The sequence below is a fragment of the Winogradskyella pacifica genome (assembly GCF_013403915.1).
GTDB classification, from domain to species: Bacteria; Bacteroidota; Bacteroidia; order Flavobacteriales; family Flavobacteriaceae; genus Winogradskyella; species Winogradskyella pacifica.
In genome coordinates, this window is the sequence record NZ_JABFDI010000009.1 from 27,670 (window position 1) to 52,201 (window position 24,532).

The 24,532-nt window shown below is 33.0% G+C and carries 23 protein-coding genes and 1 other RNA gene; 11 read left to right on the forward strand and 13 right to left on the reverse strand.

The genetic code is table 11. From position 1 onward, the window contains the following. Both HM984_RS09465 and HM984_RS09470 read left to right on the forward strand, forming a co-directional pair. The gene (locus HM984_RS09465; RefSeq protein WP_179348997.1) at positions 1-453 is read left to right on the forward strand and encodes a hypothetical protein; all 453 of its coding nucleotides are present in this window, start codon (positions 1-3) and stop codon (positions 451-453) included. Between the two features lie 143 nt (positions 454-596). Further along, complete coding sequence (locus HM984_RS09470) at positions 597-1,070, forward strand: nuclear transport factor 2 family protein (protein ID WP_115808583.1); 474 nt, start codon at positions 597-599, stop codon at positions 1,068-1,070. A 36-nt stretch (positions 1,071-1,106) separates the two neighbouring features. Here HM984_RS09470 and HM984_RS09475 read toward each other — a convergent pair whose 3' ends face one another. The 8 genes from HM984_RS09475 to HM984_RS09510 form a co-directional block, all read right to left on the reverse strand. Beyond that, positions 1,107-2,147 carry a hypothetical protein gene (locus tag HM984_RS09475; protein WP_179348998.1) on the reverse strand — a complete coding sequence of 347 codons (1,041 nt, stop codon included), beginning with the start codon at positions 2,145-2,147 and terminating at the stop codon, positions 1,107-1,109. A 317-nt stretch (positions 2,148-2,464) separates the two neighbouring features. After that, positions 2,465-3,013 (reverse strand): 1-acyl-sn-glycerol-3-phosphate acyltransferase, encoded by a 549-nt coding sequence (locus HM984_RS09480; protein ID WP_115808581.1) that lies wholly within the window; start codon positions 3,011-3,013, stop codon positions 2,465-2,467. A gap of 108 nt (positions 3,014-3,121) precedes the next feature. Then, the gene (locus HM984_RS09485) at positions 3,122-4,204 is read right to left on the reverse strand and encodes an iron-containing alcohol dehydrogenase family protein (protein ID WP_257018484.1); all 1,083 of its coding nucleotides are present in this window, start codon (positions 4,202-4,204) and stop codon (positions 3,122-3,124) included. Between the two features lie 41 nt (positions 4,205-4,245). Continuing rightward, a complete protein-coding gene (locus HM984_RS09490; RefSeq protein WP_179348999.1) occupies positions 4,246-4,869 on the reverse strand; it encodes a CatA-like O-acetyltransferase in 624 nt (207 codons plus the stop codon). 4 nt (positions 4,870-4,873) lie between these two features. Beyond that, on the reverse strand, positions 4,874-5,578 hold the full coding sequence (locus HM984_RS09495; RefSeq protein WP_179349000.1) for an HAD family hydrolase: 705 nt from the start codon (positions 5,576-5,578) through the stop codon (positions 4,874-4,876). After that, a complete protein-coding gene (kdsB, locus tag HM984_RS09500) occupies positions 5,569-6,297 on the reverse strand; it encodes a 3-deoxy-manno-octulosonate cytidylyltransferase (protein WP_115808578.1) in 729 nt (242 codons plus the stop codon). Before kdsB ends, HM984_RS09495 begins: the two co-directional genes overlap by 10 nt. A 46-nt stretch (positions 6,298-6,343) precedes the next feature. Then, the gene (locus HM984_RS09505) at positions 6,344-6,919 is read right to left on the reverse strand and encodes a DUF4126 domain-containing protein (protein ID WP_179349085.1); all 576 of its coding nucleotides are present in this window, start codon (positions 6,917-6,919) and stop codon (positions 6,344-6,346) included. A gap of 56 nt (positions 6,920-6,975) precedes the next feature. After that, a complete protein-coding gene (locus HM984_RS09510; protein ID WP_115808576.1) occupies positions 6,976-8,409 on the reverse strand; it encodes an ATP-dependent DNA helicase in 1,434 nt (477 codons plus the stop codon). Between the two features lie 155 nt (positions 8,410-8,564). Here HM984_RS09510 and HM984_RS09515 point away from each other — a divergent pair, with 155 nt between their 5' ends. Genes HM984_RS09515 through rsmD form a run of 3 tightly spaced genes read left to right on the forward strand, consistent with a single transcriptional unit; the run spans position 8,565 to position 10,646 of the window. Then, complete coding sequence (locus HM984_RS09515) at positions 8,565-9,290, forward strand: hypothetical protein (RefSeq protein ID WP_115808574.1); 726 nt, start codon at positions 8,565-8,567, stop codon at positions 9,288-9,290. A gap of 1 nt (position 9,291) precedes the next feature. Further along, positions 9,292-10,098: a DUF3822 family protein gene (locus HM984_RS09520; protein ID WP_115808573.1), complete on the forward strand. Its 807-nt coding sequence runs from the start codon at positions 9,292-9,294 to the stop codon at positions 10,096-10,098. Continuing rightward, the gene (gene rsmD / locus HM984_RS09525; RefSeq protein WP_179349001.1) at positions 10,098-10,646 is read left to right on the forward strand and encodes a 16S rRNA (guanine(966)-N(2))-methyltransferase RsmD; all 549 of its coding nucleotides are present in this window, start codon (positions 10,098-10,100) and stop codon (positions 10,644-10,646) included. Before HM984_RS09520 ends, rsmD begins: the two co-directional genes overlap by 1 nt. A gap of 54 nt (positions 10,647-10,700) precedes the next feature. Here rsmD and rnpB read toward each other — a convergent pair. Further along, positions 10,701-11,036, reverse strand: an RNA gene (gene rnpB, locus HM984_RS09530) — RNase P RNA component class A. Between the two features lie 101 nt (positions 11,037-11,137). Between rnpB and dnaX the strand changes: the two genes are divergently transcribed. The 4 genes from dnaX to HM984_RS09550 all read left to right on the forward strand — a co-directional run bounded on the left by dnaX (position 11,138) and on the right by HM984_RS09550 (position 14,303). Beyond that, complete coding sequence (dnaX, locus tag HM984_RS09535) at positions 11,138-12,862, forward strand: DNA polymerase III subunit gamma/tau (RefSeq protein WP_179349002.1); 1,725 nt, start codon at positions 11,138-11,140, stop codon at positions 12,860-12,862. Between the two features lie 77 nt (positions 12,863-12,939). Further along, complete coding sequence (locus HM984_RS09540) at positions 12,940-13,110, forward strand: hypothetical protein (RefSeq protein ID WP_179349003.1); 171 nt, start codon at positions 12,940-12,942, stop codon at positions 13,108-13,110. Between the two features lie 24 nt (positions 13,111-13,134). After that, positions 13,135-13,719: a hypothetical protein gene (locus HM984_RS09545; RefSeq protein WP_179349004.1), complete on the forward strand. Its 585-nt coding sequence runs from the start codon at positions 13,135-13,137 to the stop codon at positions 13,717-13,719. A gap of 2 nt (positions 13,720-13,721) precedes the next feature. Further along, positions 13,722-14,303: a MiaE family protein gene (locus HM984_RS09550; RefSeq protein WP_179349005.1), complete on the forward strand. Its 582-nt coding sequence runs from the start codon at positions 13,722-13,724 to the stop codon at positions 14,301-14,303. Between the two features lie 74 nt (positions 14,304-14,377). On the opposite strand, the gene HM984_RS09555 is transcribed toward HM984_RS09550, so the two are convergent. The 4 genes from HM984_RS09555 to HM984_RS09570 all read right to left on the reverse strand — a co-directional run bounded on the left by HM984_RS09555 (position 14,378) and on the right by HM984_RS09570 (position 18,460). After that, positions 14,378-14,908 (reverse strand): porin family protein, encoded by a 531-nt coding sequence (locus HM984_RS09555; protein ID WP_115808568.1) that lies wholly within the window; start codon positions 14,906-14,908, stop codon positions 14,378-14,380. Positions 14,909-15,012: 104 nt separating this feature from the next. Further along, entirely contained in the window at positions 15,013-15,918 is a 906-nt protein-coding gene (locus HM984_RS09560; protein ID WP_115808567.1) for a Ppx/GppA phosphatase family protein, read from the reverse strand. Between the two features lie 2 nt (positions 15,919-15,920). Further along, on the reverse strand, positions 15,921-17,975 hold the full coding sequence (ppk1, locus tag HM984_RS09565) for a polyphosphate kinase 1 (RefSeq protein WP_115808566.1): 2,055 nt from the start codon (positions 17,973-17,975) through the stop codon (positions 15,921-15,923). Further along, on the reverse strand, positions 17,972-18,460 hold the full coding sequence (locus HM984_RS09570; RefSeq protein ID WP_179349006.1) for a SixA phosphatase family protein: 489 nt from the start codon (positions 18,458-18,460) through the stop codon (positions 17,972-17,974). Before HM984_RS09570 ends, ppk1 begins: the two co-directional genes overlap by 4 nt. Positions 18,461-18,787: 327 nt before the next feature. Between HM984_RS09570 and HM984_RS09575 the strand changes: the two genes are divergently transcribed. Both HM984_RS09575 and HM984_RS09580 read left to right on the forward strand, forming a co-directional pair. Further along, a complete protein-coding gene (locus HM984_RS09575; protein ID WP_147298323.1) occupies positions 18,788-19,048 on the forward strand; it encodes a hypothetical protein in 261 nt (86 codons plus the stop codon). A 25-nt stretch (positions 19,049-19,073) separates the two neighbouring features. Beyond that, positions 19,074-24,527: a DUF6923 family protein gene (locus HM984_RS09580; protein ID WP_179349007.1), complete on the forward strand. Its 5,454-nt coding sequence runs from the start codon at positions 19,074-19,076 to the stop codon at positions 24,525-24,527. The last annotated feature ends 5 nt before the right edge of the window (positions 24,528-24,532 follow it).

Consider the following 24,532-nt stretch of genomic DNA (forward strand, 5'->3'; position numbering starts at 1 on the left):
ATGAATTCATTCCGCATACTAATTTTACTTAGTGCCTTAAGCCTATTCTCTTGTAATCGCATTGCAAACAAAACTAAAGAAGGTTTAAATAAAGGCGGTGAAATCGTTGGTGAATCTGCCACAGAATTCTTTGATGGTGTTTCGGAAGGCGTTGACAAAACCTTAGAATGCAAAATTATATTATCAGATAGCTTGTTAAAAAAAGGATTAAAAACAGGAGTCTACACTATTGATACTCAAAATCATAGTAACAACAACAAACTCACCTTATATTTCATTTTTAAAACAGCGCTTAATGCCGAAGTAATCGCCAAGGCTTATAATAAATCTGGATTAGAAATCGGTAGAGCAAAAACCACAATACAAGGACAAAAAGGCGATGCTGGTTATTTTGAGTTTTTATTTGACCAACAGACAGACATCGGTTATAGAAATACAATTACTATCGACTAAAAAAAGACCATCTCGTTAAAGATGGCCTTTCCTTTTCATAGCAATTAAATCCCATTCGAATAAAAGAACATGAGTTAATAGCACTCTACTTACGTACTTTTGTACGGAATGGTTTTATAAATCTTTAAATTAATTTGAATATTATGGAAAACATCATAGAAAAATTTTATACAGCCTTGAATAATTCGGACGGTACAACCATGGCATCTTGTTATCATGATGATGTGGTTTTTGAAGATCCTGCATTTGGAATTTTAAAAGGAGAACGCGCCAAAGCCATGTGGCTGATGCTTTGTGCTTCTCAAAACGGAAATGGATTTAAAGTTGAATTCTCTAATATAACGGCTAACAACAAAACGGGTTCTGCACATTGGGAAGCGCACTATACGTTTAGCAAAACAGGACGACAAGTACATAATAGTATTGATGCGTCTTTTGAATTTAAAGAGGGCTTAATTATAAAGCACACTGATGAATTCGACATACATAAATGGGCAAAACAAGCAATGGGAGTAAAAGGTATTTTCTTTGGGGGCATGCAGTTCTTTAAAAATAAGCTTCAAAGCCAGACTAATTCTATGCTAGATAAATTTATGAAAGCAAAAAAAGCCGTATAAAATACGGCTTAGTTTAAACTTATAAAAAGGCTCTTTTTAATCTTCTAAATATACTGCAGATGCAGAAGCAAGTGTACTATTAAAAGAAGGCGCTATATTTCCACCAGCTGAAAAGTTAGAAAAACCTAATATACGACCACCACCGTTTCCGGCTTCTGCGATATAAATAACCTCATTATCAGAGTCATAAGCGACATCAACAGGATTCCCCATCAACGTTGAAGATCCAGACACTCTTACTTGATTTCCTGAAACCGCCATGACATCACCATTTGCTACAGCATTAAATTTATTAGTAAAACCTGAAATGATATGAAACCCTCCATCGTCTTCAACGTTTGTAGCATCTCCAATATCTGTCATAATTAAAGTATCCGAAGAACCATCGTAAGTTATACCATGTGTTCTAACAATACCTTCAATAGTAATTCTTTTAGTTGCACTAACTGTAGCGTCAGTAGTATTGGCCAAGAAATCATTAAATACTGCTAAATCACTAGTGGCATCCACTACAGCATATAAATCGTTACCAATAAATGTAATTCCCCAAAGTTTGAAATCTGTGGTAATCACATTTCGTAATAAGAAACTGCTGCCAGAATAAGTATACACAAATAACCTTCCATCGGGAGTGGTATCATCACCATCTACATCAGCATTATCTGCTACGACAAAAAGATTTCCATTTACAGCCATTTCTCTTGGACTAGACATGTCGTTTGTTCCTAAAAAATCTGCGTTTAATACACTTCCGCTAACCAAATCATCAATATTGGCAAAACCTTCTATACTATTGTTAGATCTTGATACTTGATAAACTGATTCAGAATCATCGTCATAAAATATTCCATCAGCTGCAGTAGAGGATGTTATTAAAGTTTTTGTTTCAATATTTTGTTCAGATTCAAAATCATAAACAGAAATATTTCCATTTGAATTATTGGAAGCATATAATGTAACAGAGTCGTAATTATCGCCCCCATCATTGTTGTCGTCATCATCATCACTACACGATGTAAATGTTACACCAAGTGTTAATAATAAAACGAAAATTGAATTGAAATTCTTGTTAATCATAATTGTGTTTTTTTGAGTTAATACTTTGTACTTATATATACGAAAAAATCAAGTTTTGGTTTTTTTAAAATTTAAAACCAAGAAACACAACACACACAAAAGCCTAATTATCAATAAATTAAGTTGATAGTTTTTTGCTAACTTTAACAAATAGAAATGTAAGAAATATCCTAAAAAATGATACTAATGAAAAAAGCCATCTAATTAAATCAGACAGCTTTTTGGGGCAATGTTTCTTTTTAGGGACTTGGAGTTTACTTTATGTTTCATTGCAATATGAATACTTCAATTCTCGTGCCAGAATATATATCGGAATTCTAGCTGTATTCTTTTACCTTTCCTTCAACACCCTTAAAATAGGATTTCATGTATTTAAAATCAGCTTCTAAATTATCTGTTGGATAGAATGGTTCTGACACTTTATTCTGTTTATTTTTAAAATCGAAAGTGTACATTATAATTGGCACGTTAGCTCGTTTAGCGATATAGTAAAACCCTGTTTTCCAGTTCTCAACTTTTTTCCTAGTCCCTTCTGGTGATAATGCCAATCTAAACTCGTCTTCTCCTTCAAATAATTTAGCTATCGTTTCTACTTTATTTTGGCCCGAAGTTCTATCTAAAGCTTTTCCGCCTACTGCTCTAAAATAATAGCCAAATGGCCATACAAAGAGCTCCTTTTTTCCTACAAAATTAGTTTTTACCTGGGTGACACTTCGTAACAAAAGAGACAAATAAAAATCAACCCAACTCGTATGCGGAGCTGCAATGATTACAGCTTTCTTAACGGTATCTTTAGAAAAGTTGGTATTTCCAACCACTTTCCAACCCATGACTTTAAAATATATGAATTTAGCTAACCAACGCATCTAGCACTATTATTTATTAATTTTTAATAACTTCTTAAAAGTGTTCTGCCGATACCATTGACTTCTATAAAAATGAATTTATCGAATATACTTAAAGCCCTATCAGAATTACATTTTTTTGTAAAGCTCTAGAAGCTTTTCTCTGGTGATAATGGTTTTCCAGTTTTTACCAATAGCATTTTCCCATAATGGTTCTAAACTTAGCGCGACATCAATCATAATATCAAACTGAGCTTGTTCTAAATCTGCACAAACCCCTACAGGTATTTCAATATTATGCTTGGCTTTCATCTGTTTAAAGATAGCTACTCCTTCAGGATAAAACTCTTCTAAATGATCAAAAACGATACAGTTTCCAATACCATGTTTTACACCTAAGAGATATCCTAAACCATAACTCATAGCATGTGCGACACCAACTTGCGAGTAAGCAATACTCATACCGCCATGCCAAGACGCCATCATTAATTTGTCTTGTGCTTCTTCGACACTTAGGGAATCTCCTAAAAATATTTCTTTACAAAGTTCGTAGGCCTTTTCACCATAACTTTCACTAAAAGCATTGAGATATGTTCCTGTAAGCGACTCTACACAATGTACAAAGCAATCCATACCTGTATAAAACCACTGATCTTTTGGAACATCTTTAGTTAATTCTGGATCTAAAATCACTTGATCAAAAGGAGTAAAATCACTATTGATACCCAGTTTACGCACTGGGCCAGTTAAAATTGTGGTTCTAGACACTTCTGCACCTGTACCAGAAATTGTTGGAATACCAACATGATAAATCGCAGCATGTTTAATTAAGTCCCAACCTTGGTAATCTTTTGATTCTCCTTTATTGGTTAGCATTAATGATACTGCTTTGGCAATATCTAAAACGGTACCTCCACCAATACCAATAATACCAGAAGGCAATTCGCTATATTCTAATATGATATCTTCAACTAACTGATCGATTTGACCTGTGCTTGGCTCTTCTTTGGTCGGTACATATATAATCTTATCCTTATAAGACAATGTAATGCGAGACGTTAACCAATGATTGCCTTTAAAGACATCATCAACATAAAATATAAATGGTGCATTGCGTCCTTTGCGCTTTAGAGAGAGGATCTCATCGAGTTGATTAAAACTTCCTCGTCCAAAAACAACTCTGGACACCATTGGATAATTTTTGAATATCATTTACTTTCTATCTTTAACAAAAATAACAACTTAGTTTATATTTAATAACTATTTAAATGAAATTGTAATTTTTCATTAAATAGCCCAATATGATAGCCATCTACCAAGGCATGATTTACACTGATAGCGACTTGCATTTCTTTTTTTGACCCTACACTTTCCATTTTGCTAAATGCTAATTTTGGTATAGATTCTTTATCTCCTTTAAACGGTTCTTTATGACCTGTAAAATTCACCCATGGCAAAGACGAACAATGCACACAATCTATTGAGTTTACAGGTGGAAATAAATCATTAGAACCGAATATTCTTTCTTTTTCTTTTAAAAAATTATTCTGAAATTTAAGAATATCTTTATCATACTTTACAAATGAAAAACCAAAGGTTTTATTAGGCCTTAAAATAGTTGGTGATGCATGAATGGTATCAAAAACTACAACTTCATTCGATTCATTTATTCTGTATTTTAAATTCTCAACGTCATTTATAGCCAGCATTGTAGCATGTAAATAGGTTACAAAAAATGAAGGTTCGTTATGACGTGAATACGCATAAGCATTGGTTACATCAACTTTAAATGTGACGCCAAAATAAGGATCTTCAAATGTATTAAAGAACTCAAAATGCGCCTGTCTATTCCATGTATGCTTATCTATTACTTTCAATTTCTTAATTAAAATGTTTTAAAATTTCGGTTAAACTATGCTCTGTTTTATATTCTGCACCATTCGATTCTTGTTTAGAAACTTGTTCATGTTGCCACGTTGTATGAAACGGTACATGAATAGCTTTTGAGCCAATTTTCACTAAAGGCAAAATGTCTGATTTTAATGAGTTCCCTATCATTAAAAACGATTCTGGTTCAATATCTAATCGTTTTAATAATTGCATATAATTAGTATCATGCTTTTCACTTAGCACTTCTATGTGATGAAAATATTTTAACAATCCCGATTTTTCTAGTTTTCGTTCTTGGTCTAATAAATCACCTTTTGTGGCAACAATTAACTTATAATCTTTAGATAATATTTTTAAAACCTCTTCTACTCCATCTAACAGCTCAATTGGCTTATTAATCATGTCCTTACCGATGACCAATATTTTAGATATAATTGCATTAGATACTGTTCCATTAGATAGTTCAACGGCCAATTCAATCATAGATAAAATAAACCCTTTTACACCATAACCGTATGTAGGAAGGTTTTTAATCTCCATTCTAAATAGCTCTTGGTCTATCTTATTAGGTGTTTCATAATGCGATAATAATTGACCGACTTCTTCTTCCGCTTCTCTAAAATAGGTTTCGTTGACCCAAAGCGTATCGTCGGCATCAAAGCCTATTACTTTTATGTTACTATAATCTACTTCCACAAACGCTTCGCTTTTTCTAAATCTTCTGGTGTATCAATTTCTACACCTTGAATTTTGGTTTCTACCATTTTTATACGTTTGCCATATTCTAAATATCTGATGCATTCAATTTTCTCAGAAGCTTCAAGAAATTGCATTGGCAGCACCGTAAAATCCAATAAAGCTTGTTTTCTAAAGGCATAAATTCCTTTGTGCTTAAAATAACGCGCGCCAACATTGGCATCTCTAGGATACGGAATTGGACTTCGAGAAAAATACAAGGCAAAATTCTGCTGATCTACGATGACCTTTACAGTGTTTGGATTATTAATTTCTTCTAAATCTTCAATTTCTACCATTAAAGAAGCTAAATCAATTTCCTTCTCCTTATCATCTTTAAAAACCTCAATCACTTTTGCTAGACTTTCACCCTCTGTAAAAGGTTCATCTCCTTGTACATTTATGACAATATCACAATCGACATCAGCAACAGCTTCAGCGATTCTATCGCTTCCAGACTCATGTTCATTAATACTCATAATGGCTTTACCACCATTACTAACGATTTCGTTAAAAATAATATCGCTATCGGTCACCACATACACTTCACTAAACAACTTAGTCGCAACAGTGGCTTCATAAGTTCTTAGAATTACAGATTTACCCGCTAAATTTTGCATCAATTTACCTGGAAATCGGGATGCACTATAGCGTGCAGGAATCATGGATATAATTTTCATCTATGTGATTTGTATAATGAACGAATTCAATTTCAAAAATAAGGTTTTAAGATGATTTTGGTCTATTTGGTCGTATCTTTTTATAGAGTTTATAAATCAAATAAAATATAAATATGACTAAGATTATTGCTAAAATCGGTAAGAATATAGAGACAATAGACATTACAACTGATGTACCTGTTTCAATTGTTGAAACAATTGGGTTTCCAAAGCCTGCAGTAGAGACGGTAGACCCTAAACGTGTTGCACTTGCTGAGCTTTTAACAGCAGCTGCAGTTCCTCCGCCAGCTATAATTGCTAAAGCCCAAGTGATTACAGGACTTAAATCTGCCACGGTCGAAACCATAACAGCTGTACCAGCTACAGTTGCTAACGGAATAGCGATGCTATCTAATAAATTATCGACCACAGGAATGTAATAGGCCACAATTTCAACCAAAGTTGCTATACCTAGAGTAATTACAGCAGTTACACTACCAATCCATTGCCAAGACTCATTAAGTTCCCAGACATTAAAATAGGCAGCTAAACTTAACGCAAACAACGGTAAAAAGACTCTAAAACCAACAGAAGCTGAAAGTCCGATGCCTAAGAAAATGCTTAAAATTGTTTCTGTCATGATTTTTAGATTAGCTAGATTTTTAGATTTTTAGATTTTTAGATTTTTAATCTAAAAAATCATTCTTTCTCTACAAACATTTCGTCTTTAAATCCAATTAAATAAAGTTTTTCTTTGGCTCTCGTAATGGCAGTATATAACCACCGAATGTAATCTCTATCCATACCATTTGGCAAATAGGGTTGTTCTACAAAAATAGTATTCCATTGACCACCTTGTGATTTGTGACAAGTTATAGCATACGAAAACTTGACTTGTAAAGCGTTAAAAAACTTATTGTTCTTTACTCCTAAAAAGCGTTTATATTTTGTTTCACCTTCATAATCTTTAGACACTTCTTGGTATAGTCGGTTAGATTCTTCGTAACTTAATGAGGCACTTTCTACATCTATGGTATCTAATAGTAGTACCGTTTCAAAAGGAGTCATATTGGGGTAATCTACCATTCTTAACTTTACTTCTGCAAATCTAAAACCGTATAATTCTTTGATGCTAAAAATCTCTAAGACTTCAATAATATCACCATTGGCAATAAAACCAGCTTCACTTGTGGGTTTCAACCAAAAATAGTTATTCTTAACTACCATTAGGTAATCTCCTGCAGACAGCTCAGTCTCATTAAATAAAATACGTTGTCTAATTTGTTGGTTATAGGCATTTGCACGCTTGTTGCTTCTTACAATGATTGCCGTTTCCTCGTAACCATCGGCACTATACGCATCGTTAATAGCGTCCATAATTTCATAACCATCTATTAAACGTACACTATCTGTAAAACCATTGAGGTCAAATTTAAAACTCTCGTAAAAATTAGATTCTAAAACCGCTCTGAGCTCGGTTGCATTACTTAGAATCCCAGAGCCCTGTTCTTGTCTTACAACTTCATCTAGCTCAATTCCGACAACATCTTTACTGTAGTTTAAACTGAGTTTATTTTCATCTAGCGCCGGACTTAAATCAGACTTTACTGGAGGTAACTGTGCTTTATCTCCTATTAATAACAGTTTACATTCGTGACCAGAATATACATATTGCATAAGATCATCGAGCAAAGAACTGCTATCAAATGATTTTGTATCCGAAGGAGTATCCGGAATCATAGAAGCTTCATCTACAATAAAAATAGTATTGCGATGCTTATTTGGCTGCATTACAAAATTGACACCTCCTCCTTTATCTTTTTTGGGGAAATAGATTTTTTTATGAATCGTAAAGGCTTCTTTTTTTGAATAATTTGAAATAACCTTAGCTGCTCTACCTGTCGGAGCTAACAAAACAGCACTTTTTTTTGCTTGCCACAAATTTGAAACAATGGTACCAATTATACTTGTTTTACCTGTACCTGCGTACCCTTTTAATAAGTAAATTGAATTTTTATTAGTATCAAAAATAAACTGAGACAATTGCATTAACACCATGTCTTGCTTAGAAGTTGGCGTAAATGGAAATTTAGATTTTAGTAGCGAATAGAATGCAGATGCATTAGAAATCATAGAGAAAATAAATATATAGCAAGATAGTATTATTCTCTCTTTTTAAAGCGCATATTTCAATTAGTTCGTTATTTTTAATCTTTTTTAATTTGATAGTTTTAACGAACAAAAAAAAATTGTAGATTTGCGATAGACCTAAATAAATAAAAACTAATATGAAAGTAATTATAGCAATTGTAGTTATTATAGCATTAACCATTGGAATTGTATGGTTAATAGACAAATTTGTACCAAAAAAAATAAAACCAGTAATCAATATATTACTATGGGTCTTAATTATTTTCTTAGGCTATATAACTTACATGTCTGTTTATAGAGAAATAGAATTTAACGAATTAAAACAAAAGCGATTTGCTGTAGTTATTGATCGTTTAATTGATATTAGAGATGCACAATTAGCATATAAAGATGTTAACGGAACTTACACAGATAGCTTTGATAAATTAATCGGTTTCGTTGAAACTGGAAAAGTGCCAATTACACAAAGACGTGATACTTTAGTCTTAGATGAAGAAAAGACAAAAGCATTTGGTGGTGTAGAAACTATGAAAACACTAACTTTAATTGATACCTTAAGTTTTTACTCTGTTAAAGACTCGTTATTTAAAGGTAGCGATCGTTACAAAAAGATGATGGATGTTGGTATTGGTAAAGAAGGAGCTAAATTCACACTTAAAGCAGGTAAATTAGATGAATTTTCTGTATTTGAAGCAAGTGTAGAAAAATCTGTTATCTTAAATGACCAAGAGCCTTACTTAATTCAAAAAGAAAATCAAGTAATGTCTGTAGATGGTGTTAACGGACCAACCTTAAAAGTAGGATCTATGACCGAGGTATTTACCAAAGGAAACTGGCCAAAGAGCTACACAAATAAAGAATAGTTTGAAAATAAACGATATTAAAGAACTGTCCATTCAAATTAATTTGAATGGGCTTTCTTTTTGTATTCTAAATAGAACTCTAAATACTATTGAGTTTCTCAAAACCATTCCGTTTGAGCAGAAAACAACTCCTGTAGAAGTTCTCAATCATTTAAAAGCAGAATTGAGTAGCAACACTGCTTTTTCAGAAGATTTTAATGCTGTTTTAGTCATTCATCAAAATGAGTTAGCGACATTAGTTCCTGAAGAATTATATAATGTTGAACATAAGGCCGACTATTTAAAATTCAACTCAAAAATATTGAGAAACGATTTTATTACAGAAGATGACATCTCTATTAATAAAACTGTAAATGTTTATGTTCCTTATGTAAATATCAATAATTATATCTTTGATACGTTTGGTGAATTTGTTTACAAGCACTCATCAAGTATCCTAATAGATTCGCACTTACAAAATATTGAAACCAAAGATGAACCAATAGTTTATCTTAACATCAATAAAAGCACTGTTGAAGTCTTAGTCATTGAGAAAAACAAGCTGCAACTCTTTAATGTTTTTGAATACCACAGTAAAGAAGATTTTATCTACTATATTTTATTTGTGTTTGAACAATTAAAACTAGATGTAGAAACGACAACTATTGAATTAAGCGGCAAAGTAGAAAAGAATGATGACTTATACACTGTACTTTTCACTTACGTAAGACATGTTAATTTTGTTGAAAAAAAATACAAGTTTTCAATTTCTAATGATATCGACAGACGCTATTTACACAAACATTTTTTAATCTTAAATTCCTTTTAATGCGCATTATTTCCGGATTGTTTAAAGGCAGACGTATTACAGCTCCTAAAAAATTACCTGTTAGACCCACAACTGACATGGCAAAGGAAGCGCTATTTAATATTTTAAATAATCAGTATTATTTTGATGATATTTCGGTCTTGGATCTGTTTTCTGGAACAGGAAACATAAGCTATGAATTTGCATCAAGAGGTACTGAGCACATTACAGCTGTTGATGAAAATTTCGGTTGTATCAAATTTATAAACGAAACCGCTGAAGCTTTTGAAATGACGATCAGCACTATTAAAAGTGATGTTTTTAAATTTCTTGAAAAATCGAAACAAAAGCATAGTATTATTTTTGCCGATCCGCCTTATGACTTTGAATTGGACGCTTTTTCTAAAATTCCGGAATTAGTTTTTAAGAATGAACTATTAGAAGACGAAGGAGTATTGGTTGTAGAGCATTCTAAACATACCGACTTAAGTCAGCTAGAACATTACTCACATTCCAAAGGCTATGGTGGTAATATGTTTAGTTTTTTCGATTATACAGCTAAAAGCTAATTCACAAAGAAACGATATAAAAACAAAGCTTCATGTTAAAACATGAAGCTTGTTTATTTAAGTAAATCTATAAGCCGAATTCTGTACATTTTCTTTATAGGAAATGAATTCCTAATAAAGAAAAGCCCTTATCATTTATCTACGTTTACTGTTGCCAGCAAACTTTAGCTGCCTACCCTCTAACAATCGCGCGTGTACGCTCAAACGTTAGTATACATGACATTGCACCACATAGAGTTTACCTGGTTTCACTACAGCATTACCTGTACATACTTTCTGTTGCACTTTTCCTCACCTTACGATGGATGGCTGTTAACCACTATGATTGCACTATGGTGTTCGGACTTTCCTACCCTAAATAAATTTAGAATCGATAAGGCGATCTACTTGGCGCAAAAGTACACAAATTGTTAATAACTCATGTTAAATTTTGACACTAACAATCGCCTATTTAAAGGTTATTCTTAAATTTGTAATTCAGTAAATTTTTAATGGAACACTTTGTAGTATCGGCTCGTAAATACAGACCACAAACCTTTAAGGATGTTGTGGGTCAGCAGGCTATTACAAACACATTACTCAATGCCATTGAAAACAATCACTTAGCCCAAGCTTTATTATTTACAGGTCCTCGTGGAGTTGGTAAAACAACATGTGCTCGTATTTTAGCTAAAATGATAAATAGTGATGGCAATACAAGTGAAGATGAAGATTTTGCTTTTAATATTTTTGAATTAGATGCCGCTTCTAACAACTCAGTAGATGATATTAGAAGTTTAACAGATCAAGTTCGTATTCCTCCGCAAGTTGGAAAATACAAAGTATATATTATTGATGAGGTACACATGTTATCTCAAGCTGCCTTTAATGCCTTTTTGAAGACTTTAGAAGAGCCACCAAAGCATTGTATTTTCATTTTAGCAACGACTGAAAAACATAAAATCATTCCGACCATCTTATCGCGTTGTCAGATTTTCGATTTTAAACGTATTACCGTTACCGACGCTAAGAATTACCTAAAATATATAGCGAAAGAACAAGGTATTGATGCCGAAGATGATGCGCTTCATATTATTGCTCAAAAAGCGGATGGTGCCATGCGTGATGCCTTATCGATTTTTGATCGTGTCGTAAGTTTCTCGGGTAAAAACTTAACGAGACAAGCCGTTACTGAGAATTTAAATGTTCTCGATTACGAAACCTATTTTACAAGTACTGATTTTATCTTACAAAATAAAATTCCAGATTTACTGATACAATTCAATACCATCCTTTCTAAAGGATTTGACGGTCATCATTATATCGCTGGTTTAGCGTCTCACTTTAGAGATTTAATGGTTTGTAAAAATCCTGCAACTATTCCGTTGTTAGAAGTTGGTGAAGATACCAGTCTAAAATATATGGAACAGTCGCAGAAAACGACACATACTTTTCTAATGGAAGGGATTCGGTTAGCCAATGACTGCGATTTAAAATATAAGACTAGTAAAAATCAACGTTTACTCGTTGAGTTAACACTTATGCAACTTGCCTCTATCACTTTTGATGGAGAAAAAAAAAATCTTAAGCACTTCATAATTCCTCCTTCGTATTTTAAAGCGAGAGGCATTACACCTATTCCTGTTACGAAACCCAAAACGGATGTGAAACCATCTGAAAATCCTGTTGCCACAAAACCAATCGTAGCAAAGAAAGAACCGGTTTCTGTAGTGGCAGAACCTGTAGCTATTCCTAAAATATCTATAAATCAGCCTAAAAAGTCAACTTCAGGGTTATCTTTAAAAAGTATTAGAGAAAAGAAGGAGCATCAATTACGCCAAATGGAAGTGGTTATTGATGAAGAAAACCTTCCTAAAGAGCCCGTAACACAAGAAGCTTTAAGTGAAGCATGGAAACTTTACACCGATCAGATGGACAAGAAAGGTGAAAAAATTATGGCGTCTATTTTACAAATGGATCACCCTAAACTAGAAGGCACTACACTTTATTTAACTTATTCTAATAACACAAATAAGATTGAATTAGAACGTGCTGAGTTTCCTTTAATGGCTTTTTTGAAGAAAAAACTTCTTAATTATGATCTTAAATTAGATATCACAGTTAATGAGGAGGTTGCTAAGAAATATGCCTTTACACCAATAGAGAAATACGAAAAGCTTAAAGAAAAGAATCCGAACATTGAAGTGTTACGACAGATGTTTGGGTTAGATATATAACTTAATATTAGTGATTTATTCACTTTAACCTAATTGATTATTATTTTTGATATTAGGAATCATTAAAAAATAATAAGATGAATAAAAAAAACCTACCTTTAATTGTTATTATCGCTAGTGCTATTTTAATGGTTGCCAATTTCATATTCTCAGAAAAATTTGATCGAGGTTTTTGGATGTCAACGTTATCAAGTGTTTTAATTATTATTTCCATGGTTTTAACCATCAGAGAAAGAAATAAAAAATAAGCTATTTTTTAAAAATTTAATGAGATGAAACATTTACTCACATTTTTAATCATTACAATAATTGGTTTCACAAGCTGTGAAGGCAGAAAAACGCAAAGCCAGGCTCTATCTGAAAGCATTGCAGAATTCAAAAAAACAGTGAATTTTGAAACCAATGTTTATATCCCTGAAACCTATTTAGAACAAGAAATTGACACCTTAATGAGTAATGGTTTTCGTGTAAAGATAAAGACCTATTCTGACATGTCTAATGCCGTTCGTTTTTCTAAGATAAAAGACACTATTAATCATCAAACTCACTATAGAAATTTCAAGTTTGATGTTAGTGTTACTAAAGACAACAAACTAATTTACAATGAGAGCTTTGACAAGAAAAAAGTAAATAAAGACTTTAATTACAATGCCAATTTAGTTGCCGGCTCTGATTTATATAATTTTGATACTTTGGCGGTTTTAAAATCTATACAAGTTAACGACGACCCTACCTATATAAATATGGTCTTAATAGATATTATGCATGCTATTCCTGAATCTGATAAATACGCTTTGCATACCTTGTTTATAAATAAAAACGGAAAGTCGAATATTGTTCAAGTTGAAGTTAAATAATTATGTTAGGACTAAAATTACCAACCGATCCAAGATGGGTTAATATCGTTGAAAAGAATATTGAAGATATTTTAGTAGACCATGCCTATTGCGAGCAAAAGGCTGCAAGTACAGCGATTTCATTAATTGTCGGTTTCCCAGAATACACAGAACTCGTACAAGAAATGGTAGAACTCGTCAACGAAGAAATGAGCCATTTTAAAATGGTACACGATTTAATATTAGAAAACGGCTGGACACTTGGAAGAGATCGTAAAGATGATTATGTGATTTCTCTAATTACGTTTTTTCCAAAAGGTGGAAGCAGAACGACGCAATTAGTCCACAGATTATTATATGCAGCGCTAATAGAAGCACGAAGCTGTGAGCGTTTTAGATTATTATCTGAAGAATTAGAAGATAAAAAACTAGCCAAGTTTTATAAAAAGCTTATGATTAGCGAAGCTGGTCATTACACAATGTTTTTAAATTTTGCTAGAAAGTATGGAGATCGTAAAGACGTTGACCAAAAATGGGAAGCACTTCTCAATTTTGAAGCTGATATTATGAGTAACTTAGGAAACAAGGAAACTATTCATGGATAATCCATTTTATTTTTAAGATAACAAAAAAGCCTTAACATGTGTTAAGGCTTTTTCAGTATTATAAGTTCAGTATTTTACATTTTGATTCCAAAACCAAATTGGATCACGTGATTTTTAGCTTCAACATCTGTTAAATCTTCATCTAAGATATTGGTTATGCCGTAATAATATCTTGCATCTAGGAATAGCTCGTCTGTAATCATATATTCAACACCAGCAACTCCAGAAAACACAAACGTAGAAAAGCTATCTTCATATTCCCACGTCTTTAAAGCGATTTGAGGACCAACACCTAACAAAAGATTATCTGATATTGAAAACCTAAGAAGTATAGGTAATTTAAGATAATCAGCTCTAAGGTTTCTTTCTTTCGCACCTTCAGCAGACCATTGTAATTCTGTTAATAATGACAAATTATCTGACAAACTAAAATCGGCAAAACCAGCAAAGGCAAAACCATTTCTGTGTTCGTTTTCAAAATCAGCGTCAGGTTCAAAGTCTAAATTAGAGACATTTAACGCTCCTCTAACACCATATAAAATATCTTGAGACATTCCTACAGATGTAAAAGCAACAAACAATAAAGCAACTACGTATTTTTTCATAATTTTCAATTTGAGATTACGAAGATAAATTAAATAATAATTTCAGATCAATTAATAGGTCTATATAGAGAAAAATCGGACAAATGGATGAATATCCCTAAAAACTAGACTATAACACTCGATACCGTTTCATAATACATGCTCTTTATGATACCATCTGAAAGTCCTATTTTTGGCACATATATATCTTTTGCTCCACTCCATTTCATAGCAGACAGGTATATTCGGGTTGCCGGAATTATAACATCTGCTCTATCTTGATTTAGATTTAACTTTGTTATACGTTCCTCGTATGAATAGTTCTGAAGCATTTTATAATAACTTGTTAAATAGAAATAGGTTAATGGCTTACCGACATCTTTTCCCGATATTTTAAAAATCTTGTTGATGTTACCACCAGACCCTATCAATTCTATTTTATCGTATTGTTTAGTATTTTCTTTTATCCAATGTTCTACTTCTTGCCAGGTTTCACTCTTTACAATATCGTTTAGTAATCTTACAGTTCCGATTTTAAACGATTTAGACATTTTTTTATCACCATTGTGAATGATTGAAAACTCTGTACTACCACCACCAACATCGACATAAAGATAGGTTCTATTAGGGTTTATAAAAGATTGTAAGTCGGTTGCAGCAATTATAGCAGCCTCTTCTTCCCCATCAATAGTTTCTATACTGATACCGCACGTTTCAAGTATTTTTTCAGATAAAGGAGCACTGTTTTTAGCTTCTCTCATCGCCGATGTTGCACATGCTTTGTAACGCGTCACTCCATGAGATTTTATAATAAGACTAAAAGCTTTCATGGTATCTATCATTCGTTCTTGGTTATATTCTGAAATTTCACCTTTAAGAAATACATCTGCACCTAATCTAATAGGCACACGAACTAATGAGTTTTTTTTAAAAATTGTGGGTTCATCATCTTGTTCTATGATATTAGAAATTAATAACCTTACGGCATTCGATCCAATATCAATAGCTGCAAACTTCTGTATCTTCAACATAATTATCCTTCTAAATTATTTAAGTAATACTTATACGTATCAAATTGTGCTCTTACCTTAGGATTGTCATTTCTTCGATAGGTATTATCTTGATTTTCGTTGATAATCCTTGCTTTTACATTATCATTCCAACAAATATCAAACAAGTGTTTTAACTCTACTTTTATATCTTCATCATAGATTGGGCAACTGACTTCCACCCTATTATCAATATTTCTAGTCATCCAATCTGCTGAAGAAATGTAAATTTTAGGATCGTTTTGGTTCGAAAAAATATACAGACGTGTGTGTTCTAAGAATTTATCAACGATACTAATAATTTCAATATTTTCACTCATACCTTTAACTCCAGGTACCAGACAGCAAATTCCTCGTACAATCATTTGTATTTTTACTCCTGCTCTACTCGCTTCATATAACTTATCTATCATTTTATAGCTACTTATGCTATTCATCTTAAGTTTAATATAAGCAGGCTTGCCATTTTTGGCACTTTCTATTTCTTTATCAATTAAACCAAATAATTTAGACTTCGTATAATGTGGTGACGTAATGAGATGTTTATATCTATTGATTTTATAATTAACTTCAAAAAAGTCGAACACTTTATTGACCTCCTTTAATATTTTTGGACTTGCAGTCATTAAGGTAAAATCCGTGTAAATTTTAGCCGTAGATTCATTAAAGTTACCTGTACTTATAAAACCATATCTTACTAATTTATAGTCTTCTTCGCGTTCAATAACACACATTTTACAATGTACTTTTAAGCCCGTAACACCAAAGAACATCTTAATACCTTCATCTTGCATTTGTTCAGCATAAGTAATATTTGCTGCTTCATCAAAACGAGCTCTAAGCTCTATTGACACGGTAACCTTTTTCCCATTTTTTGCCGCATTAATTAAAGAACTAGCAACATGAGATATTTGAGCTAATCTATAAATCGTAATTTTTATGGTTTTTACTTTTGGATCTAAAGCTGCTTCTCTTAAAAACTTAACGATATAAGAAAAGGTATGATAAGGCGTATAAACCAAATAATCCTTTTTAGCAATAGTTTTAAAAATACTCTCTTCTAGACTTAATCCTTTTACAGGTAGTGGTTTAATCTTTGCGTAAAGCAAATCCGTTCTCCCCAAGCTCGGAAAGCTCATATAATCTCTACGATTATGATATCTACCACCAGGAATAAGACTCTCTTTTTCATCGATAGACATTAATTTGAGAAGCAGATTTAGCGTTTTCTGTTCGATATTCATGTCGTACACAAAACGTACAGGAGCACCACTTTGTCTATCTTTAACACTTTCTGAAAGCTTATCAATAAAACTTTTACTCAAATCGCTATCAAAATCTAGTTCACCATCTCTAGTAATCTTAATCATATGAGCACTGATACTGTCATATTTAAAGATGTTAAAAATATCATCTAAACAATACCTTAAAATATCATCGACCATAATAATATAGTTACTACCGTTTTTACTTGGTAGCACTACAAAACGATCCATTGCTGTAGAAATCTCAATCAATGCCACTTGATCTTTGTTTTCTTTGCTAGACATTTTTACCGTTAAATAAGCTGAAATATCCATAAGTTCAGGCAGAGCAACATCCTCGTTAAGCATTATGACTACTAATGCTGGACTTATTTCTTGATAAAAGTAATTTTTGATAAACTCGTGATGATCGTCATCAATTTCTGTTTCATTTATGACATAAATATTTTCATTTTGAAGCTCTATATCAATCTCATCTAAAATCTCTAAACTATAACTTTGTTGCTTAATAACAATTTTAGTTATTTCTTCTAAAAGATCACCTGCCTTAATACCGCCTAATTCTGATTTACCACCTTTTCCTGCTTCGTAAATACGCTTAACTGTAGCATATCTAACTTTAAAAAACTCATCTAAATTATTAGAGAAAATACCTAAAAATCGTAACCGCTCAATGAGTGGCACATCTTTGTCTGCAGCTTCTTGCAAAACACGCTCATTAAACTTTAACCAACTTAACTCTCTATTTATATAAATGTTTTTATCTTTTGTCATTCTCTTAAATCCTTTGGAATTATAATATACTCTGTAGTTCCTTGTTTCAGGTCTTTCCAATCTTCAATATCAAAATTAATTTTAACTAAACCACTTGTAGGAAGATTATCTATAAATGTATCCCCAAATATATTAGAAATTGACGTGAAAGCATGATTGTGACCGAAAATCATAACCTCTTTTAAGTCATTCGGTAAGTTTTTTATGAAATTAATTACATTTCTCCCATCAAAATCATACAAATCTTCATTTACAATTATATGATTTTCAGGTATTTTTAAAGATTTCATGAAGACTTTACACGTACTTAATGCTCTATTTGCTGGACTTGAAAATATAATATTGGGAACACAATCTTTGATATAGAGCTCCTTAGCTACCAACTTAGAATCCTCAATACCTCTTTGTTTTAAAGGCCTATCGTAATCTATAACATCGTATTCCCATGATGATTTACCGTGTCTAACTAGTGTAATCGTTTTCATACTTTATCGATTAAGTGTAATTATTTTCGACAAAACGTTGCATATGTCCGTTTTGACGAGTATATTGCCGCTTTAACTTTATTATTTGCCTATGAATTTAGTTATAGGTTAATTTGCTATGTAAAATTAATGTAAAACACCCCAAATTAAAAACTATATTAATAAATCCATGCTTTGGTATTTAACCACCAAAATCCCTTCCCTCTAAATATTTTGATTGCCCAATTGAACATAATAATATATGTTTAATAAATAATTGATGTATTACATTATCAAAAAAAAAAGACATCGCTAAGCGACCATAAAATTTGTTAATCAATTATAAATATGAAAATAATTTTACCTATAATGTTTATTGCGTCAGGATTTTCATCATCGAGTAAACTAGACTTCAGTCTGTCTGCGGTTAGTACTACTACTGACCATGATGTAGCGACAATCTGTTTTAATTCGACTCTAGTTGCTACAACGGAAAATCTCAGTTACTTAAATAAAAGAATTAACATCGACCAAAACTACGCACCACTCTATTTTCAAAACAACATTACAACCTATATAACTCACAATCATATTTTAAAGCAATCATAACCTGATTAACTTAAAAAAGCTTAAGATGAAACATTTATACTATCCCAAATCTAAAACACCACGTAAACCTCTAATGAGTTTGGTGTTTATCATGACTCTAGTTGTGGTCAATTTTTATTCTTTTGGTCAAACACTAAAGACAACTAATAATAAAGGACTCAAAACCCAGCAAGTTCCTTCAGAAATTTTTAGTTCCAATGAAGAGGCCTTTCCTCTTCATAAGTCTTCAAATTATACGGATTTACAAAAGGCAAGCATAGGGCAGGCCAATGTTGCTTTTAATTGTGATGATGGTTTTGGATATATTCTAACAAATGTTTCAAGTCCTAACGGTAACGTTACGGGCTTATACTCATTTGATTTATCTACAAATACATTAGCCTTAATTAAGGATCCTATAATTGCTGAAACTAACACGTCTCAATTTATTAATGCCATTGGATACAATATAGTTGATAATTACTTATATGGTATACTAAGTGGTAGTAGTAAAGTTGTTAAAATTGATCGTAACGGTGATATAGAATTATTAGATACTACAGGTTTTACAGGCACTAATTATGCCTCTGGAGATATCGACGAGAATGGAATTTTATATGTATATGGGAACAACAAATTTGTAGCTATTAACTTAAATCCAACTAGTTCAGATTACTTAGTAGCTAACACTGTTTTACAACATTCTAACTCTGTTAATGATATGGCGTTTAGCCCTGTTAATAACAAGTTATATATGTTAACAAGTTCAGGTTCAAGATCATTATATGAATTTGATCCCGTAACTAATACCATTACAAATTTAGGTAATGTCTCAGGGCTACAATCTGAATCTTCTAATTCATTTGGAACTGCTTACATGGATGCCCTAGGGAATATGTATGTTGCAAATAATTCATCAGGTAATACGTATAAAATAGCAACACCTCACTTAGGTGGAACAACTGCAACTTTCTATAGTAATTTACCAGGCGTTAGTCCGGGTGATGGTGCACGTTGCCCTTCACAACCAACTAAACCAATTGCTATTGCTGATGATATTTGTGTGACTTCTGATATTAGTAATATTACGCTTAATGTCGCTGAAAATGACTCTGAAGGTACATACGCAATTGATCCAAATTCTGTACAACTCATCGACCCTAACACTTCGTTACCGGCAAATAGTGTAACAATTTCTGGTCAGGGTACTTTTACATTAGGATCGAATGGAGACGTTACATTTGAAGCTTTAGCTAGCTTTACAGGTGTCTCTATTGAATATACAATTTTAGATGTTATAGGTTTTACGTCTACGCCAGGGGTTATAACTATTAATTTAAACGATACTGCAGCACCAACAGGAGCAACGACACAAGAATTTTGTGAAGATGAAAATGCTACGATAGCAGACTTAGATGCTACTGGAAATAACATCATTTGGTATGCTGATGCAAATAGCACTACCCCATTAAATTCAGATGCAACGTTAAGCGATGGAGATATCTATTATGCATCTCAAACAAGTACAACAGGATGTGAAAGTACCGAGAGATTAGCAGTTATTGTTAATTACAGTGCTGAAATCGCTTTAGTTGCGCCAGAGGAAACAAGTTGTACAGTTGTACATGGTACTTTATACACTATTGAAGCGACCTATACAGGTACGGCACCATTTACAGCTTCTGGTGATGGACAACCAGGTATTTTTACAGATAATAACGACGGCACAACTACTTGGGTATCTAGTCCTATTGAAAGTATAATTGAAACTTACAATGTTACTATTCAAGACAATTGTGGTTCACTTACTTTAACTGGAGCGTCTCCAGCTGAATGCTTAAATACTCCTTTTGATTGTGACGATGGTTTTGCTTATATTATTGTTAACGAAAGAAACGGTGAAGGTGATTTTATTTCCGGATTATACTCTTATGATTTAGCAACACATGCACAAACCTTAATAAAGGCACCGTTAATAACAGATGCTTCTACATCTCAATTTGTTAATGGAATTGGTTACAATGTATTAGACAATAATATTTATGGAATACAACAAAACACTAATAACATCGTAAAAATTGATGCCTCAGCTAATGTAGAATTTCTACCTATTGTAGGACCATTTACTGTTGGAGATTACAGTTCTGGTGATATCAATGCAAATGGCACTTTATTTCTACATGGTGAGAGCAAATTCGTTGCTATTGATTTAAACCCATCTAGTCCAAACTATTTAACATCAACTACGTTATTAAATTATCCTGTTTCTGTTAATGACATCGTAGTTAGCCCTGCAGACGGTAACATATATATGGTAACAAGTACAAGTAATAGAAAGTTATTACGCTTTAATGTTACTAGTAATACTATAGATGATCTTGGTTTAGTAACGGGTTTAAGTTCAGAAACAACCAACGCTTTTGGAACAGCTTATATGGATGCACTTGGAAACATGTACATTGCCAACAATGCTTCAGGAAATATTTATAGAATAGCTTTACCTCATACTGGGAATTTAGTAGCCACGAATCATGGTGATTTAATTGATATTGAACCTGGAGACGGAGCGCGTTGTCCTTCTCAGTTAATTGCTCCTGTTACAGTTAGTGATTCTATCTGTGTTACTTCTGATGAAATAGCAGCAGAAATAGAAATTAATGTTTTAGACAATGATTCTGCAGGAACTTATAATTTGGATATAACGGGCGTACAATTTATTGATCCTATAACATCATTACCAACTAGTACAGTTACAATTCCTGGTCAAGGAACATTTACCGTAAGTGTTGATGGTGTCGTATCATTTGAAGCAGTATCAGGTTTTTCCGGAACTTCTGTAGATTATATTATTACAGATATTATAGGAACACCATCTATGCCAGCAACTATAACTGTTAGTTTAAATACAACTGATGCTCCTACAGGAGATGCAAGTCAAGAATTTTGCGAATCTAGTAACCCAACAGTTGCAGACTTAAATGTGACAGGTGAAACAATTCAATGGTATGCAACTGAAACGGAAACATCCCCGATCGATGCTACTGAAGCTTTAATAGATGGAAACACCTATTATGCTACTCAAACTTCTGCCGAAGGTTGTGAAAGCTTAGAACGTTTGGCGGTAATAGTAAGCATTAACGCTGATGTTACTTTAGAAACTACAGAAGTAACATTATGTTCAGATGATAATATGACATATACAATCGTTGCTACATTTACAGGTTCTGCTCCTTTTACTGCTATCGGTATTGGACAACCTGGTACTTGGGTCGCAAATGTTAATGATACTTTTACTTGGACATCAGATGCAATTCCTGCTGACCAACCTTATAATGTAGATATTCAAGATGAAAATTCTTGTAATACCATTACATTATCAGGTGAAGCTGCTATTTGTTGTGAATTTATTGTAAGCTGCCCTACTTTCGAAGAGACTACTGTAGCTTGCTACGGAGAGCTACCTACTGAAACTACTTATTCTATTGAGGAATTTGAAGCATTAGGTAACGCAGATGGGATTATCGGTGATGACGCTTGTGGTATAATAGAAATTACAGCTCAAAATAGCGCTAACCAAAATACTTGTAACCAAACCATTACACGTACTTATACTGTTACTTCTTATGAAGATACCAACGGTAATGGAGTACGCGATAACAATGAAACTACAGTTTTAAATAGTACAGAGTGTACACAGATTATTACACTAAACGATAACATTGCTCCGACATTTACTGTACCTGAAGATTTTACTATTGAATGTGATGAAGGGACTCTTCCTCAAACTACGGGTGACGCGACAAACATATCTGACAATTGTTCTAATGATCTTGTTGCTTCTTATACCGATATTTATACCGCTGGAATCTGTGCTACCGCTTCAAGCATAACTAGAACTTGGTCTGTAACAGATGCTTGTGGCAATACAACATCTAAGGACCAAACGATATGGATTCAAGATACAACCGCACCAACCTTTACGGTGCCTGCAGATATTACTATTCAATGTGCTGATGACGCTACGAACCTAAGTATTACTGGTGATGTTACTGATGAGGTAGATAATTGTATTGAAGTTCTTGAGGCTACTTATACAGATAGTGTTGAAGAAGGTACTTGTCCTGGGGCGTCAGTTATTACAAGAACATGGACTTTAGCCGATGAGTGTGATAATACAACCATACATATACAAACCATTACTGTTCAAGATACAACTGCACCAACATTTAGTGTGCCTGCTGATATCACTATTGAATGTGATGTAGACGTTACAGACCTATCTATAACAGGTGATGTTACGGACGAAACTGATAATTGTGCTACTAATCTTGAAGCTGTTTTTACTGATAGTATCGCTGATGGCTCTTGCCCAAGCTCATCTATTATTACGAGAACATGGTCTTTAACCGATGAATGTGATAATACCACAACATTTGTTCAAACGATTACAGTTCAAGATACCACTGCACCAACTTTTAATGAAACTCTACCGGTAGATATAGATGCAGAATGTGACGCTGTACCTACAGCTGAAACATTAACTGCAACTGATAACTGTGGAACTGCAGAAGTTACTTTCTCTGAGGAAATAACTAATGGTTCTTGTATGGGATATTACATTATTGAACGTACATGGACTACTACAGATGATTGTGGTAATGACGCAGTACATACGCAATTTATCAACGTACAAGATACTACAGCACCAACTGTTGTTACGGCTTTTGATGAGACCTTAACTGTCTTGTGTGATAATATTCCTGAGGTGCCAAGTTTAGTGTTTGAAGATTCGTGTTCTAATGATATTGATGTTAGCTTCAACGAAGAATCAACACAAATCAATAACTCAGAAAACTATGATATTATAAGAACATGGACAGTTATTGATGATTGTGGAAACGAAGCTTTATTTACACAAACAGTTACAGTAGAATTAACCAATACAATGCAAGCCACAGATGCTAATCGTTGTATTCTAGATTCTGAATTTAATTTATTCGACCTGTTATCTGGTGACTTTAATGAAAATGGAACATGGAGTGTTGTTTCTGGTAATGCTACTGTTAATGGCAGCTTATTTGACCCATCTTCTGCTGAAGTTGGCGAGTATACTTTTATGTACTCAATTGCAGATGCTGCTTGTCCTGCGGATATAGAAGTTAACGTTACATTAGATGATGATTGTGTGGTATTAGCTTGTGGTGAAGATGATGTTGTTATATCTAAAACAGTAACTGCAAACGGAGATGCTTACAATGAAACATTTACAGTTACAGGTATAGAAGATTGTGGATTTGTAATTGAGCTTCAAATATTTAATCGTTGGGGTGCAGAAATTTATAAATCTAACAATTACTTAAATGATTGGCGAGGTGAAGCACACAGTTCTTCAATTGGAAGTTCTGGAAAAGTTCCTACTGGTACATATTATTACATTATTAATCTAAAAAATAGTGGATTAGAGCCAATCGCTGGTCCTATCTACGTAGCAACAAATTAACAAAA